Annotated in this window: 14 protein-coding genes; 7 read left to right on the forward strand and 7 right to left on the reverse strand. The window is 64.9% G+C overall.

Translation table 11 applies throughout. From position 1 onward, the window contains the following. Positions 1-46: 46 nt before the first annotated feature. From CK227_RS02190 to atzF, 7 genes are read left to right on the forward strand one after another with little or no spacing between them, the layout of a single operon-like run. Positions 47-1,135 (forward strand): ABC transporter permease, encoded by a 1,089-nt coding sequence (locus tag CK227_RS02190; protein WP_245318062.1) that lies wholly within the window; start codon positions 47-49, stop codon positions 1,133-1,135. Further along, positions 1,135-2,061: an ABC transporter permease gene (locus CK227_RS02195; RefSeq protein WP_095771308.1), complete on the forward strand. Its 927-nt coding sequence runs from the start codon at positions 1,135-1,137 to the stop codon at positions 2,059-2,061. Before CK227_RS02190 ends, CK227_RS02195 begins: the two co-directional genes overlap by 1 nt. Before the next feature lie 14 nt (positions 2,062-2,075). Then, a complete protein-coding gene (locus CK227_RS02200) occupies positions 2,076-2,777 on the forward strand; it encodes an isochorismatase family cysteine hydrolase (protein ID WP_095771309.1) in 702 nt (233 codons plus the stop codon). A 10-nt stretch (positions 2,778-2,787) separates the two neighbouring features. Continuing rightward, entirely contained in the window at positions 2,788-4,320 is a 1,533-nt protein-coding gene (locus CK227_RS02205) for an ABC transporter ATP-binding protein (RefSeq protein ID WP_095771310.1), read from the forward strand. Next, the gene (locus tag CK227_RS02210; protein ID WP_095771311.1) at positions 4,320-4,988 is read left to right on the forward strand and encodes an isochorismatase family cysteine hydrolase; all 669 of its coding nucleotides are present in this window, start codon (positions 4,320-4,322) and stop codon (positions 4,986-4,988) included. Before CK227_RS02205 ends, CK227_RS02210 begins: the two co-directional genes overlap by 1 nt. After that, complete coding sequence (locus CK227_RS02215) at positions 4,981-5,331, forward strand: cupin domain-containing protein (RefSeq protein ID WP_095771312.1); 351 nt, start codon at positions 4,981-4,983, stop codon at positions 5,329-5,331. Before CK227_RS02210 ends, CK227_RS02215 begins: the two co-directional genes overlap by 8 nt. Next, positions 5,328-7,223, forward strand: coding sequence for an allophanate hydrolase (gene atzF, locus CK227_RS02220; protein WP_095771313.1), 1,896 nt, complete (start codon positions 5,328-5,330; stop codon positions 7,221-7,223). Before CK227_RS02215 ends, atzF begins: the two co-directional genes overlap by 4 nt. Here the strand turns inward: atzF and CK227_RS02225 are convergent. The 7 genes from CK227_RS02225 to CK227_RS02255 form a co-directional block, all read right to left on the reverse strand. Next, a complete protein-coding gene (locus tag CK227_RS02225; RefSeq protein ID WP_095771314.1) occupies positions 7,171-8,700 on the reverse strand; it encodes an amidohydrolase in 1,530 nt (509 codons plus the stop codon). The two genes, atzF and CK227_RS02225, sit on opposite strands and share 53 nt — an antisense overlap. A 9-nt stretch (positions 8,701-8,709) precedes the next feature. Next, positions 8,710-9,603 carry an ABC transporter permease gene (locus CK227_RS02230; protein WP_095771315.1) on the reverse strand — a complete coding sequence of 298 codons (894 nt, stop codon included), beginning with the start codon at positions 9,601-9,603 and terminating at the stop codon, positions 8,710-8,712. Continuing rightward, positions 9,600-10,637 carry an ABC transporter permease gene (locus tag CK227_RS02235; protein ID WP_095771316.1) on the reverse strand — a complete coding sequence of 346 codons (1,038 nt, stop codon included), beginning with the start codon at positions 10,635-10,637 and terminating at the stop codon, positions 9,600-9,602. Before CK227_RS02235 ends, CK227_RS02230 begins: the two co-directional genes overlap by 4 nt. Continuing rightward, positions 10,634-12,193, reverse strand: a complete 1,560-nt coding sequence (locus CK227_RS02240) for an ATP-binding cassette domain-containing protein (protein WP_245318047.1) — start codon at positions 12,191-12,193, stop codon at positions 10,634-10,636. Before CK227_RS02240 ends, CK227_RS02235 begins: the two co-directional genes overlap by 4 nt. Before the next feature lie 40 nt (positions 12,194-12,233). Further along, entirely contained in the window at positions 12,234-13,301 is a 1,068-nt protein-coding gene (locus tag CK227_RS02245; protein WP_245318048.1) for a BMP family ABC transporter substrate-binding protein, read from the reverse strand. Positions 13,302-13,423: 122 nt separating this feature from the next. Beyond that, a complete protein-coding gene (locus CK227_RS02250; RefSeq protein WP_095771318.1) occupies positions 13,424-13,744 on the reverse strand; it encodes an NIPSNAP family protein in 321 nt (106 codons plus the stop codon). A gap of 16 nt (positions 13,745-13,760) precedes the next feature. Next, complete coding sequence (locus CK227_RS02255) at positions 13,761-15,386, reverse strand: choline dehydrogenase (RefSeq protein ID WP_095771319.1); 1,626 nt, start codon at positions 15,384-15,386, stop codon at positions 13,761-13,763.

The raw sequence follows: 15,386 nt of genomic DNA on the forward strand, positions 1-15,386 counted from the left end.
GACGGGGACCATGACGGATACGGTCAGCAGTGCGGAGGCGCCGGCCATGCTCGGCGCCAGGGGCTATCCGGCGACGCTCGAGTGGATCGCCAGGCGGGCGGAAGCTTTCGTTATTCCGCTCGCGGCGCTGGTCGTCGGCATGGTCCTGTTCAGCCTCTTCATCGCCCTGGTCGGCAAGTCGCCGGTCCTGCTCTATGAAACCATGTGGCGCGGCGGCTTCGGCTCGTGGTTCTCCATCCAGAACTCGCTGTCGCGCGCTGCACCGCTCCTGCTCGCGGCGCTCTGTGTGGCGCTGCCGGCGCGGCTTGGCCTCGTCGTCATCGGCGGCGAGGGCGCCATCGTGCTCGGCGGCGTCGGCGCGGCTGCCATCGGCGTCGCGTTGAGCGGCGCGCCTTCTTTCATCGTCATTCTTGCCATGGGCGTGGCGGGCATGGCCGCCGGCGGCATCTGGATCGGTGCCGTCGGCGCGCTTCGCCACTACCGGGCTGTCAACGAAACCATCTCCAGCCTGCTGATGGCCTACATCGCCATCGCCCTGATGAACCAGTTGGTCGAAGGGCCGCTGCGCGACCCGGCCTCGCTCAACAAGCCATCGAGCCAGCCGCTCGCCGATATCTACCGCATCGGCAACATTCCAGGCATGGAGGTGCATTGGGGGCTTGCTGTCGGCGTCGTCGCCTGCGTGCTCTGCTGGGTGCTGATCGAAAAGACCCGCTGGGGCTTTGCCGCTCGTATCGCCGGCGGCAATGTCAGGGCAGCGCAGGTGCAGGGGCTGGCCGTCGGACCGCTCATCGTCGGCTTTACCGCGCTTGCCGGCGGCTTGGCCGGTCTTGCCGGCATGCTGGAAGTCGCTGCCGTACAAGGCAGCGCCAACGGCTCGCTCGCCGCCGGCTATGGCTACACCGGCATCCTCGTCGCCTTCCTCGCCCGCCACAACCCGCTGGCCATCATCCCGGTCGCCATCTTGCTTGGCGGCATCGACGCGTCAGGCGGGCTGATCCAGCGCCGCATGGACCTGCCCGACGCCACCGTGCTGGTTCTGCAAGGCATGCTCTTCATCGTCATCCTGTTCAGCGAAACCTTGTACGGCCGCTTCAAGGCCTTCAATCCCGATTTGTGGCAGAGGGCCTCGTGATGGATGCGACCGAGATCGGCCTCTGGGGCGTCCCACTCGCCATTCTCGGCGGCGCCATACGCGTGTCGACGCCCTTCATCTTCGTCTCGCTGGGCGAGGCCATCACCGAGCGCTCCGGCCGCATCAATCTGGGGCTCGAAGGCACGCTCGTCTTCGGCGCCATGACCGCATATGCAGTCGCGGTCATGACCAACTCGCCATGGCTCGGTCTGCTGGCAGCCTCGGCCGCTGGCCTTTGCTTCGGCCTGTTCCATGGCTGGATCTGCAAATTCCCGAAAGTCAACGACATCGCCATCGGCATCGCGCTGATGCTGTTCGGCTCGGGGCTCGCCTTCTTCTTCGGCAAGCCGTTCATCAAGCCTAAGGCGCCCAACCTTCCGGCCATTCCCTTCGGCGCCTGGTCCGATATTCCGCAGGTGCAGGCGGCACTCGACGTCAACGTCCTGTTCCTGATCGGGGCGGCACTTTCGCTCGTCCTGTGGTGGGCCTTCCGCAACACCCGCGCCGGCCTTATCGTGCGCGTCGTCGGCGACAGTTCCGACGCCGCGCGCGCCATGGGCCTCAACCCTAATACGGTGCGCCTCGTCGCCACCGGCGTCGGCGGCGCGCTGGCCGGCATCGGCGGCGCCTATCTGTCGCTCTACTACCCCGGCAGCTGGACCGAGCGCATCTCGTCCGGCCAGGGGCTGATGGCAGTGGCGCTGGTCATCTTCGCGCGCTGGAATCCGCTCGGTTGCTTTGCCGCCGCCCTTCTGTTCGGGGGCGCCGGCGCGCTCGGACCGGCGCTGCAGTCGGTCGGCGTCACGCAAGGGTACTACCTGTTCTACGCCGCCCCCTACATCCTCACCCTCATCATCATGGTCGCCACCTCGTCGCCGACCCGTTCGCTTGCCGGTGCGCCGGGCGAATTGTCGATCACCAAATAACTGGAGTTTTTGCCATGAACGCCAGAGCCGAAATCACCCAGCGCTATATCGACGCCGACCCGTATCCATGGCCCTACAATGGCGAACTTCGCCCCGACAACACGGCGTTGATCATCATCGACATGCAGACCGATTTCTGCGGACCGGGCGGCTATGTCGATCATATGGGCTACGACCTGTCGCTGGTGCGCGCGCCGATCGAGCCAATCAAGTCGGTGCTCTCGGCCATGCGCGCGAAAGGCTACACCGTCATCCACACCCGCGAGGGCCATCGGCCCGACCTTGCCGATCTGCCCGCCAACAAGCGCTGGCGCTCGCGCCGCATCAATGCCGGCATTGGCGACCCCGGCCCCTGCGGGCGCATCCTGGTGCGCGGCGAGCCGGGCTGGGACATCATCCCCGACCTCTATCCGATCCAGGGCGAGCCGATCATCGATAAGCCCGGCAAGGGCTCGTTCTGTGCCACAGACCTGGAACTGATCCTCAATCAGCGCGGCATAGACAATATCGTGCTTACCGGCATCACCACCGATGTGTGTGTCCACACCACCATGCGCGAAGCCAACGACCGCGGCTTCGAATGCGTGATCCTGGAGGATTGCTGCGGGGCGACCGATTACGGCAATCATCTCGCCGCGATCAAGATGATCAAGATGCAGGGCGGCGTCTTCGGCGCGGTGTCGAACTCGACATCTTTCGTCGCGCAGCTGCCGTAAGGGAACCAGGATGAGCGTGATCACCGGCAACAAGGCCGTCGGCGTCGAGACCATCGGCATGACCATGCGTTTCGGCGCCCTCACGGCACTGGGCGATGTCTCGGTCAAGGTGCCGGCCGGCTCCTTCCACGCGCTGCTCGGCGAGAACGGCGCCGGCAAGTCGACGCTGGTCAAATGCATGATGGGTTTTTATCGCCCGACCGCCGGCGATATGCTGGTCGACGGCCGCGAGGTGGCGATCGCCAGCCCCAGGGACGCATCGGCGCTCGGCCTCGGCATGGTCTACCAGCATTTCACACTTGTGCCGTCGCTGACCGGGGCGGAGAACCTGGTCATCTCGCGCGAAAAGGTGCCCGGTGTGATCGACTGGCGCAAGGAGCGCGGCGACCTTGCCGTGTTCATGGATCGCATGCCGTTCAAGCTGCCGCTCGACGTCAAGGTGGCCGAACTCGCGGCCGGCGAGAAGCAGAAGCTGGAGATCATCAAGCAGCTTTATCTCGGCCGCTCCTTCCTGGTGCTGGACGAGCCGACCTCGGTGCTGACGCCCGTCGAGGCGCAGGAGGTGCTGGGGCTGGTGCGCGACATGACCAGGGCCGGCGACCTCACCGTGTTGATGATCTCGCACAAATTCCACGAGGTGACGGCCTTCGCCGACGATGTCAGCGTGCTGCGCAAAGGCAAGCTGACGGGAACGGGCCGCGTCACCGACCTCGACCACAAGAGGATGGCAGCGATGATGATCGGCGATCAGCCGATCGCTGTGCTCGACAGCCGTGCCGCGCCGAAACCCGATGCCGAGATCGTGCTCAAGGTCAGATCGCTGAAGGCGCCGGACCGCACCGGGCTGAAGTCGATCCGCATTGAGGATCTCGGCGTGCGCTCCGGCGAGATCGTCGGCATCGCCGGCATTTCCGGCAACGGCCAGAAGGAATTCCTCGAAGTGCTGGCCGGACAGCGCCCGCGCGATACCGGCGAAGTCATGGTGCGCGGCACCCCCTATGCGGCGACGCGTGCCGAGGCGCGGACGCTCAACGTCCGCCTCATCCCGGAAGAGCCGCTGAAAAACGCCTGCGCGCCGAAGATGACGGTGGCTGAGAACATTTCTTTCCGCACCTTCGACATCGACAGCAACGGCAAGCCGGTAAGCTGGATCAGCGCCGGCGCCATCAAGGCATTCAGCGCCAGGCTGGTCGAACAGTTCAAGGTCAAGACCGCCTCGCTTGCCTCGCCAATCGCTTCGCTGTCGGGCGGCAATGTGCAGCGTGCCGTGCTCGCGAGGGAACTGACCGGCGAAGTCGATCTGCTGATCGTCTCCAACCCGTGCTTCGGCCTCGACTTCTCGGCGGTGGCCGAAATCCGCGCCCGCATCATGAAGGCGCGCAATGCGGGTGCCGCCGTGCTCCTGATGTCGGAAGACCTCGACGAACTGCTCGAACTGTCCGACCGCATCTTCGTCATGTCGGACGGCGCACTGGTCTATGAGACGCCGATCGCGCAGGCCAGCGTGCAGACCATCGGCGAACACATGGCGGGACATCACTGATGGCGGAAATCGATGCGCTGCCGTTTTCCTTCACCTTCAAGCCGCAGACCATGGCTCTGATGGTCATCGACATGCAGCGAGACTTCGCCGAGCCCGGTGGCTTCGGCGCCAGTCTCGGCAACGACGTCGGTCGCGTGACCGCGATCGTGCCGACAGTGAAGCGGCTGATCGAAGGCTTTCGCGCCGCCGGCCTGCCGGTGATCCACACCATGGAGTGCCATAGGCCCGACCTTTCGGACCTGCCGCCGGCCAAGCGCGACCGTGGCAATCCGTCGATCCGCATCGGCGATATGGGCCCGATGGGACGTCTACTGATCGCGGGCGAACCCGGCACCGCGATCCTCGACGAGCTTGCGCCCTTGCCCGGCGAGATCGTCATCGAGAAGCCCGGCAAGGGCGCCTTCTATGCGACCAGCCTCGGCAACGACCTCAAGTGGATCGGCGCCCGCCAACTCGTCTTTGCCGGCGTGACGACCGAAGTTTGCGTGCAGACGACGATGCGCGAGGCCAACGATCGCGGCTATGAGTGCCTGCTCGCCGAGGACGCGACGGAAAGTTATTTTCCCGAGTTCAAGGCGGCGGCAATCGCCATGATCAGGGCGCAGGGCGCCATCGTTGGCTGGACGGCAACGACCGACCAGGTGCTCGAGGGAATTGCCCATGCCTAATCTTGCCTTTGCCGGCCTGCTCGACGGCGGCTGGCGCGATCTGGCGCTCGAGCATTTCCGCGACGGCATCAGGGTGCACTGGCTGCTCAAGGGCGGACCGGTCGAACCCTCGGTCGCCATCCTCAGCTACCAGCCTGGCGCCGGCGTGCCACGCCACCGCCATGCCGGGCTGGAGACCATCGTCGTGCTGGAAGGCATCCAGAGCGACGAGAACGGTGACTATCCTGCCGGCAGCGTGATCCTCAATCCGGTCGGGACCGAGCATTCGGTGTGGACGAAGGACGGCTGCGTCGTGCTGATCCAGTGGGACCTGCCGGTGATCATTCTGGGGGAGACGAGATGAGCGACATCCACTTCGACATAGCGAGCCTGCACGCGGCCTATCGGAACGGCGTCAGCGTTGGCGATGTGATCGCCACGATCCATGCCCGCATCGAGACGGCTGATGATCCGGGCATCTTCATCCATCTCGCCGCGAGGGCGGATCTGCTTGCGGCGGCCGAAGCGCTCGGCCCGTTCGACCCGCTGGGGAAACCGCTCTGGGGCATTCCCGTCGCCGTCAAGGACAACATCGACGTCGCCGGCATGCCGACGACGGCGGCCTGCGCCGAATACACCTACTGGCCCGACAGTGACGCCACCGTAGTGGCGCGGCTCAGGGCCGCCGGCGCGCTCGTCGTCGGCAAGTCCAACCTCGACCAGTTCGCCACCGGCCTCGTCGGCGTCCGCACGCCCTGGCCGATCCCGCGCAACGCCATCGACGCGGAGCTGGTGCCGGGCGGCTCCTCCTCGGGGTCGGCGGTGGCGACGGCGCGCGGCATCGTCTCCTTCGCGCTCGGCACCGACACCGCCGGCTCCGGCCGCATCCCGGCCGGCCTCAACAACATCGTCGGGCTGAAGCCGACCGTCGGTGCGCTGTCGACGGCCGGCGTCGTGCCGGCCTGCCGCACGCTCGACTGCGTCTCGGTGTTCGCGCTGACCGTCGACGACGCCTATCTGGTGTTCTCCGTCGCAGCTGCGCGCGATGCGGCCGATCCCTATTCGCGCGACATCGCCGTCCAGCCGCTCGCCGCCCGCCCGCCGGTGCTGAACGTCGGCATCCCGGCAAAAGCCGACCGGAAATTCTTCGGCGATGCGGCGATGCAGGTCGGCTTCGAGGCCTCGCTTGCCATGCTGTCGCGGTTCGGCTGCCGGCTGGTCGAAATCCCGTTCGCCGATTTCTACGCCACCGCCAACCTTCTCTATGAGGGCGCCTGGGTGGCCGAACGCTATGCCGCGATCCGCGATTTCATGGAAGTCAACGAAGCCGCCATGCATCCGGTGACGCGCAAGATCCTCGGCGCCGCTAGGAAGTTATCGGCGGCGGACGCCTTCCGCGGCCTCTATGCCTTGCAGGCCTACAAGGCCAAGCTCGCCCCGGTCATTGCCTCGGTCGACCTGTTCTGCGTGCCGACCGCGCCGACGCACTACACCACCGCCGCCGTGCTCGCCGATCCGATCGAGACCAACAGCCGCCTCGGCACCTACACCAATTTCGTCAACCTGCTCGACATGTGTGGCATCGCCGTGCCGACAGGCAAGCGCGATGACGGCCTGCCGATGAGCGTCACCTTGCTGGCGCCGGCCGGCCGCGATGCGCTGACAGCGGCGCTCGCCCGCGACCTGCATGCGGCGAGCGGCCTTTCGCTCGGCGCAACCGGCTGGCAGCAGCCGGGTTTTCTGCCTGCAGCTTCATCAGCAGATGATGGCATGATCGATCTCGTGGTTGTTGGCGCGCATCTTTCGGGGATGCCGCTCAACGGCCAACTGAGCCAGCTCGGCGCACGGTTTTCGCGCTCGGCAAAGACATCCGCCGCCTACAGGCTCTATGCGCTGGCTGGCCAGTCCGTGCCCAAGCCGGGGCTGCTCCGTGTCGCCGAGGGCGGCGCAACCGTCGAGGTCGAAGTCTGGCGACTCTCGGCGGATGCCTTCGGCCGCTTCGTCGCGGCTATCCCGCCACCGCTCGGCATCGGGACCATCGAGCTCGAGGACGGCAGTTCGGCCAAGGGCTTCCTGGTCGAAACCGCTGGCCTCAGCGGTGCGTCCGACATCTCGTCCTTCGGCGGCTGGCGCCGCTTCGTCAGCCCCAGCAAGAACATAGCAGACCAAAGCGATCACTGCCCCGTCGCCCACACCCCAGCTGTTAGCGCCAGTTCGAGAAGTTCCAGGGCGGCTCGTCGCCAGCATAGCGGTTGAACCCCAGATTCTCCTGCGACGCGCGGCGGTGGATTTCGGCAAAGTAGGGATCGAACACACTGTTGAGCCGTTCGAGCTCAGCGTGCTCGGCTAAAAAAGCGGGCACCGTCTCTCGGATTTCGGCAAAGATCGCGGTCTCGTCGACGGTGGTCAGGCGGCCGTCGCGCATGACGATTTCGCCGGCCACCATGACCATCTCGATCGACGATCCGTTCTCCGAAAACACCAGATGCTTGTCTATGTCGTTGAGCGGCATAAACGCATAGGTGTCGAGATCGAGCACGATCAGGTCCGCCGCCTTGCCTACGGCGAGCGAGCCGGTAGCGTCCTCCAGCATGGCACTGCGGGCGCCATTGATTGTCGCCATGCGAAGAATGTCGGCGGCTGGAATCCATGTTGCATAGTCGGGCCCCGAGGCACTGTGGATGAGACCGGCAACCCGCATCACGTCGAAGATGCGGGCGGTATCGTTGGACGACACGCCGTCGGTGCCGAGCGCCACCGTGACGCCGGCATCCATCAGGCGGCGGATCGGCGCGATGCCGGCGCCGAGCTTCTGATTGGAAACGGCATTGTGGGCGATCGAGCATCCTGCCTCACCCATCAGTTCCATATCTTCGTCGGTAACCCAGACCGAATGGGCGATGGTGGTGTTGCGGCCGAGCACGCCGAGTTCGTGCATGCAAGCGACAAGGGTTTTGCCGAACATCAGGTGCCCGGTGATCGCCTGGGTCTTGGTTTCAAGCACGTGGGTGTGTAGCGGCACCCGCATTTTCAGCGCCAGATCGTGACAGGCGACCAGCAGGTCGGGCGTGCAGCGTTGCGGCGCAGACGGCGCGATCATGAAGTTGAGACGGCCGGCCATGCCATGCAGCGACGAAAAGGCCGAGCGACAATAGTCGACATAGGTTTGGGCGCTGACGGGCGGCCCGAAATCGAGCTTGTCCTGTAACGCCTGCGGCAGGACTTCGCGCGCATAGGGCAGCGCATCGAGCGTGTGCACGTTCATCACCGCGCTCGACACATTGGCGCGAATGCCGGCGTCCCTGTAGGCCCTGAACACGGTGCCGAGACGCTCGAGATCATGCGCTGGCGGATCGAAGAAATCGTCGCACAGGGTCGTCACGCCGTTGCGCAGCGACTCCATGGCCAGCAGTAGTGTGCGCAGGTAGAGCAGACGCGGCGCGATCGCCGGGCCCATCAGCAGTGGATAGGCGTAGAGCAGCCAGACTTCGAGCGGCATGTTCTGGTAGCGGCCGCGCAGGAAGGTCTCGCTGGAATGGGTGTGGGCGTTGATGAGCCCCGGCATCACCAGCTTGCCCTGCCCCTCGATGATCCGTGCGTCGGGGGCAGCAGCCAGGTTCTTGCCGATGGCGGTGATGGTGGCGCCGTCGATGAGGATGTCGCCGGCAAATGGAAAGGCCCCGTCGGGCCCGTCCATGGTCAGAAGCGTGGCGTTGCGGATCAGCGTTTGCATATGCGTGTCCTAGTAATCGCGCAGTTCAGCGAAGCCCGTGGCGGCCTTGCGCCCTCCGCGCAGCTTGCCGCTGAGCCAGACGCCGAACACCGTCGCGATATAAGGCAAGGCCAAAAGCAGGTCATGCGGAACAGCATCACCGAACAGCAACTGGGCGCGAATGCCGAGGGCGCCGACCACGGAGAAGAACAGCGCGGCAAATGCGGAACCGATCGGATGCGCTGCCCCAAAAATAACCGCGGCGAAAGCCATGAAGCCGCGTCCCGCCGTCATGTTCTGGGCGTAGATCTGCAAACTGCCAGCCGCCAGTTCGGCGCCACCAATGGCGCAAAGCACCCCGCCAATGATCAACGCTGCAAGTCGCATGCGCGAGGGATTGGCGCCGACGCTGCGGGCTGCAAAGGGGTGCTCGCCCGAAGCCGCCAGCCGCAAACCGAAGCGCGTGCGCCGCAACAGAAGCCACATGGCGAAAACCGCGAAGGGCATCGCCAGCACGAAGATCGACAGCACCCCGAAAGGTCCAAAAGCCGGGCCAAGCTTGGGCACGCCGAAGGGGGCCGTGACGGCGGCCTGGCTGCCGAAGATGGCCTGGACGGCAAGCGACGTGCCGCCGAGGCCGAGGCCGGTCAATCCAAGGCCTGCGATGATCGGATTGGCCTTGAGCTTTTCGATGACGAACCACAGCAGCACCGAGGCGAGCACGCACAGGATGATGGCAATCAGCATCGCCAACGCGAACGAGCCGGTCAGCACGATGCCGACAATCGCCGCACATGCGCCGATGATCATCAATCCCTCGAGGCCGAGATTCCATATGCCGGCGCGCTGGGCCACGACGCCCGCCATGGTGACATAGATGAGCGGCGTGCCGGAACGCAGGATGGCGACTATGATGTCGTTCATGCCGATCTCCTCCCGATCGCCAGGAGGCGGTCGACGAAGCCGGATTTGGCAGTAATGAAAAGCGCAATCGCGGCGTTGATGATCTCGATGGCCGCCGAGGGCAGCCCTGCCATGATCGGCAGATAAAGCGCGGCCGAGGCAAGCCCGCCGAAGAACACCGAGACGAAGGCCGTACCCACCACCGACAGATTGGCCACCAGCGCGATCAGGATAGCGGTGAAGCCGTGGGTCGGCAGGAACCCGCCGGCCAGACGGCCGTTGGGGCCCATGAACTCGATGGTGCCGGCGAGGCCCGCCAGGGCACCGGAGATCAGAAAGCTCGAAAGCCCCAAACGCCAGACCGTTGCGCCCTGCCACTGCACCATGGTCGGGTTACGCCCGGCAAGGCTGGCCAGAACGCCGAAGGCGGTGCGATTGACCAGCAGCCACATCGCCACCGCGACCAGCGCGGCGATCACGATAATGGTCGGCGACAGACCCAGCGAATCCGAAATGCGATAGGCAGCCGCGAGCGGCCGGCTGGAGGCCTGCTGACCCGAACCTGACGGGTCCTTCAGCGGGCCGGCGGTGACATAGACCAGCAACAGCCCAGCGAGGAAATTGCCCATCAGAGTGGTGATCACTTCGTCGGTGCCGGACTGCAGGCGCAGCAGTCCCGGCCACAGGGCCCAGAGCGCCCCACCTGTCATGCCGGCTGCAAAGCAGGCCGGAATGACAACGAAGGCGGGCGCGCCGTTGAGCCACTCGGCCATGAAAGCGGCACAGATGGCGCCGAGGTAGAACTGGCCCTGCGCGCCGATGTTGAAATAGCCGGCGCGGAAAGAAATGCCGACACCGGCGGCGGTGATGAACAGCGGCAGCGCCCAACGCAGGCTCTGCTGCCATGCGCCCGGGCGGAAGAACGCGCCTTCGGCGACACTGTGGAACATGCCGAGCGCCGAATAGCCGGCGAACTGGAAAATGACGCCGCACAGCGCCAGGGCGATAACGATGAAGATCAGCCCACGCAAGACCGAAACGAATTTGCCCGTCATTGGGAAACCCCTGTCATGGCCGCGCCGACGGCGCCGATCCGGTAGGGCGCCGAAAATGTGCCGGCGACCTCTCCCGACAGCATGACGACGACCCGGTCGCTGATGTCGAAGAGCTCGTCGAGGTCCGAGGAGATCAAGAGCACGCCGCAGCCGCGGTCGCGTGCCTCTCGCAGCGATTGCCAGACAAAGGCTGTCGCGCCGATGTCGAGACCTCTCGTCGGCTGCGCGGCGATGATCAGCTTGGCGTCGGCATCGACCTCGCGCGCCAGGATCACCTTCTGGGCGTTGCCGCCCGACAGTGAACCCGCTTGCTGGCCGGTGGTCGCATAGTGCACGCTCCATGCTTGAAGCGCCTCGTCACAGCGCTTTTTCAGCCGCGCCGGATTGATGGCGCTCAGCAAGCGCGATTGCAGCAATTCGCGCGCCGACCAGTTCTCCCACAGGCTGCTCGAAAGGCTCAAGCCCTCAGTGTTGCGCTCGAATGGAATGATGCGCAGGCCGGCGGCGCGGCGGCGCGCCAGCGGTGCGGCCGTGACATCGACCCCGCCCACGGCGAGCGTGCCGTGCATCGCGTCGACAAGATCAGCGATGGCGCGCACCAGCGTTCGCTGGCCGTTGCCCTCGACGCCTGCAATGCCGACGATCTCGCCGGCCTTGATTGTGAGCGAAAGATCGCGCAGGGCAGGCCCTTCGGCGTCGCTCAGCGTGGAGACGCCGCGCATGTCGAGGACCAGCCCAGCATCGGCCGGAGTGTGGTGGTTCGCCGTGTGCGCGGCTGGTGCGCCTCGGCCGGTCGCCGCGTCGGCATCACCCGGCGCCAGGGTCCTGGCGACGGCCGGGCCGACGATCATCTCGGCAAGACGCTTGGCGCCGATCTCGGCGCAGGCCACCGGCCCGTCGACAAGCCTGCCGCCGCGCAGCACGCTGACCGTATCGGCAATCGCCAGCACCTCGCGTATCTTGTGCAGGATGAGGATCACGGTGACGCCGCGATCCCTGAGCTTGCGCACCCGCTCGAACAGCATCTCGATTCCGGAAGGCGAAAGCACCGCCGTCGGCTCGTCGAGGATCAGAACCCTAGCGTCGGCGACCAACGCGCGGGCGATCTCGATGCCTTGCTGCGTCTCGACCGGCAGGTCGCGCACCCGGCGCTTCGGATCGACATTGACATCGAGGCTTTTGAGATGCGGCGCCCAGCGCTTCTGCAATGCCGAGCGGGTGAAGATAGCGGCGCCTCTGTCCGACCCGAACTCCATGGCTTCGGCCACCGTGAAGGACGGCGGCAAGGCAAAGCTCTGGTGCACGAGTTCGACGCCGGCGGCGCGCGCGTCCTTGACCTTGCCTGTCTTGACTTGCTGGCCGTTGATCCTGAGTTCGCCCGCGGCCGGCCGGACAAGTCCGGCCGCGACGCGGGCAAAGGTGGTTTTTCCAGCGCCATTCTGACCGACCACGGCGTGAATCTTGCCCTGTTCGAAAGCAATGCCCACACCCGAAAGGGCCATGACGCTGCCATAGGCCACGGTAACGTCACGGCATTCGAGTGCGGGATTGTCCATCGGGGTCATCGATCCAGGTTCGCCCTGTCAGCCAACAGGCTCAAAGCGTGGTGTTGAAGGGCACGACGATGGAACCGTCGAGAATGCCGGCCTTGGTCTTCTCGATCTCAGCCCAGATTTCCTTGGATTTGGCAACCCGATCCGCCGGGCCCTGCTCGGCATAGAGCGGCGACAACTCGAATTCGACCACGCCGGTGCCCAGACCGGTGGCGACATGCTTGCCGCCAGCCCATTCCGCGCCAAGCGCCTTGCCGACCTCGATGTAGAGCGACTGGCCGAAGTCGAGGCTGACGATGCCGACGATCGACTTCGGACCGAGTGGATACTGCGCCCGCGCAAGGGTGGAGAGCATGCGCCCCGCGCCCTCATTGGCGGCGGCAATGATGCCGCCATCGGTGGCCGCAGAGTCGGTCTGGATGTAGTCGATGCCGTCGTTGAACATCTGGGCGGCGATTTCCTGGCCCTTGGCGGGGTCCTGGAACGAACCGGCAAAGGCGGCAGTCACGGTTAGGTCCGGATTGACCGAAAGAGCGCCGGCCTTCAGCGCATTGAAATCGGCGTTGAGCGGGGGAATGGAGATGCCGCCGATATAGCCGATCTTGCCGCTCTTGGTCATGCGCGCGGCGAACACACCCGACAGATAGCACCCGAGATAATAGTCATAGGATACGGTCACAACATTGGGCAGCGGCGGCTCGATAGCGTCGCCGAACAGCTGGATCCATTTGGTTTTGGGATAGGACGGCGCCAGCGCCTTGAACGGCTCGCCAACCTCGTTGAAGGTCGAGACGATGACCGATGCGCCGGCATCGGCCAGCGTGCGAAAGATGGTTTCGTAGGTCGCCGGATCCTGGGCGTAGACGACGCGCGCCTGAACTCCCTTTTCCTGCGCCAGCTGGTTGATCTTGGCGATCATGGAATCGACCGCGCTCTGGTCGCCCGCTGCCTGGGTGTGCACCAGCGCGATGAATCCGCCAGCCGCATATGCCACCTTGGACAGCGCACCGCTTACGGCGGCAAGCGCTGCCGCGCTGGCGCCGGCCTTGATGAAGCTGCGGCGGTTCAATCCCGCGGCGAGGATCGCCCGGTCGTCAAAATTGCTCGTCATGACAGTCATCCCTTTTTTGGCGTCCGCGTTTCCGGCTCGCCGTTCCCTTGAAAGTTCTGGTGCCACCTTCTTGAGGCGGCATCCGATGCCTCATCCGTCCCCGGTCACGCTCGTGTTCGCCATCAGACACCGGGAGAAAACGGTGCCGGATTCATGATCATCACGTCCTGGGACTGGATGGCGTTCAGCGCCCAGACTTCGCCGATGAATTTCTGCCAGTCGGGGTCTGCATACATGGCGGCGCGGCGCGCCTCGCGATCGGCGAGGCTGTCGTAGCCCCACATCAGAACCGTCGTATGAAGATGCCCGATCTCGGAAACGTAGAGCCCGAGGAAACGGTTGAGGTGCTTCTTTTGCACAGGGAGGCCCTCGGCCTCGTATTTCTGCATCCACGAATCGACCGTGCCGGGCCGGAATGTGTAGGTGCGGTGTTCGACAATCATGGCGTTCCTTGTCCCGTCAGGCAGCGTTCAGGATGAACTCGGCACATTTTTCACCGATCATGATCGCTGGCGCATTGGTGTTGCCGCTGGAAATGACCGGCATGATCGAAGCGTCGGCGACGCGCAGGCCGTCGATGCCATGGACCTTGAGACGCGCGTCGACGACGGCGCGCTCATCGTTGCCCATCTTACATGTGCCGACCGGATGGAATGTCGTCATGGCGGTCGCCTTCAGCCATTCGACAAGATCGGCGTCGGTCTCGACCTGAGGACCGGGCGCGAGTTCGCGTCCGCGATAGGCGTCGAAGGCGGGCTGGTTGATGATCTCTCGCGTCAGCCGAATGCCGGCGATCATGGTCTGACGATCAAACTCGGTTTCGAGATAATTGGCCTGGATTCTGGGCGGCACCTTGGGATCGGCGGATGCCAGCGTGATGGCGCCCCGGCTCTCCGGGTTGACAGGCCCTACCCGCAGCGTGAAGCCGTGATTGGCTTCAACAGCCGCGCGCTTGAACGGACTGGGAAAGTGCAGGTTGGCGGTCTTTTCCAGAGCTGGCATGAAATGCAGCTGGATGTCGGGCGCAACCAGATCCGACCGCGATTTGATGAACGCGCCTGCCTCATAGGGGAATGTCGTGGTGATGCCGCGGCCGAACAACATGCCTTCGACCAGCGACCAGGTCAGCCTGTCGACACGCAGGTCGCTGAACAGCGTGATTGGCTGGGTGCATTCGTAGGACAACACGCAATCGACATGATCCTGCAGGTTCTTGCCGACGCCGGGCAGATTGTGAATGGCCTTGATGCCATGCTCTGCGAGCTCGTCGGCAGGCCCGATACCCGACAGCAAAAGGATTTGCGGTGAGTTCACCGCGCCGGCGCTAACCACGACTTCGCGTTCGGCATAAGCGGTACGTAGCGTACCGTTATGGGAGAATTCGACACCGGCGGCTCTGCCGTTGGCGAGGACGATCCGCTGGGTCAGCGCTTTGGTCAGGACGGTCAGGTTCTTGCGTCCGGCGATCGGGCGCAGGAACGCATACGAGGTCGACCAGCGCTTGCCGTCCTTGATGGTGAAGTCGAATTTGCCGAAGCCTTCCTGTTCGTCGCCGTTGAAGTCGTCGTTCATCGGATAGCCGGCTTGCGCGCCCGCTGCCGAGAACACGTCGAGCAGCGGGTTCCAGCCGCGCGCCCGGCAGACGGTCAGCTCACCCCCGGTGCCATGCGGGGCATCCTTGCGCTGAATGTGTCCTTCCGACCTGCGGAAGGCCGGCAGCACATCTTCGTAGGACCAACCGGGCAGCCCCATTTGCGCCCAGCGGTCGTAGTCGTGGCGGTTGCCGCGCACATAGATCATGCCGTTGATGGTGGACGAGCCGCCCAATGCCTTGCCGCGCGGCCAATAGAGCGAGCGGTTGTTGAGAAAGGGTTCCGGCTCGGTGTGATAATGCCAGTTGTAGATGCCGGACTGGAACAGCTTGCCCATCAGCATGGGCAGTCGGAACAGTGGATTGGAATCCCGACCGCCCGCTTCCAGCAACAGCACCTTGTGATCGGGGTTGGCGGACAGCCGGTTGGCCAGAACACAACCGGCCGAGCCGGCGCCGACGATGATGAAATCGTAGGTCTCTGTTGCAGACAT

Source organism: Mesorhizobium sp. WSM4308, assembly GCF_002294905.1.
Classification (GTDB): Bacteria; Pseudomonadota; Alphaproteobacteria; order Rhizobiales; family Rhizobiaceae; genus Mesorhizobium.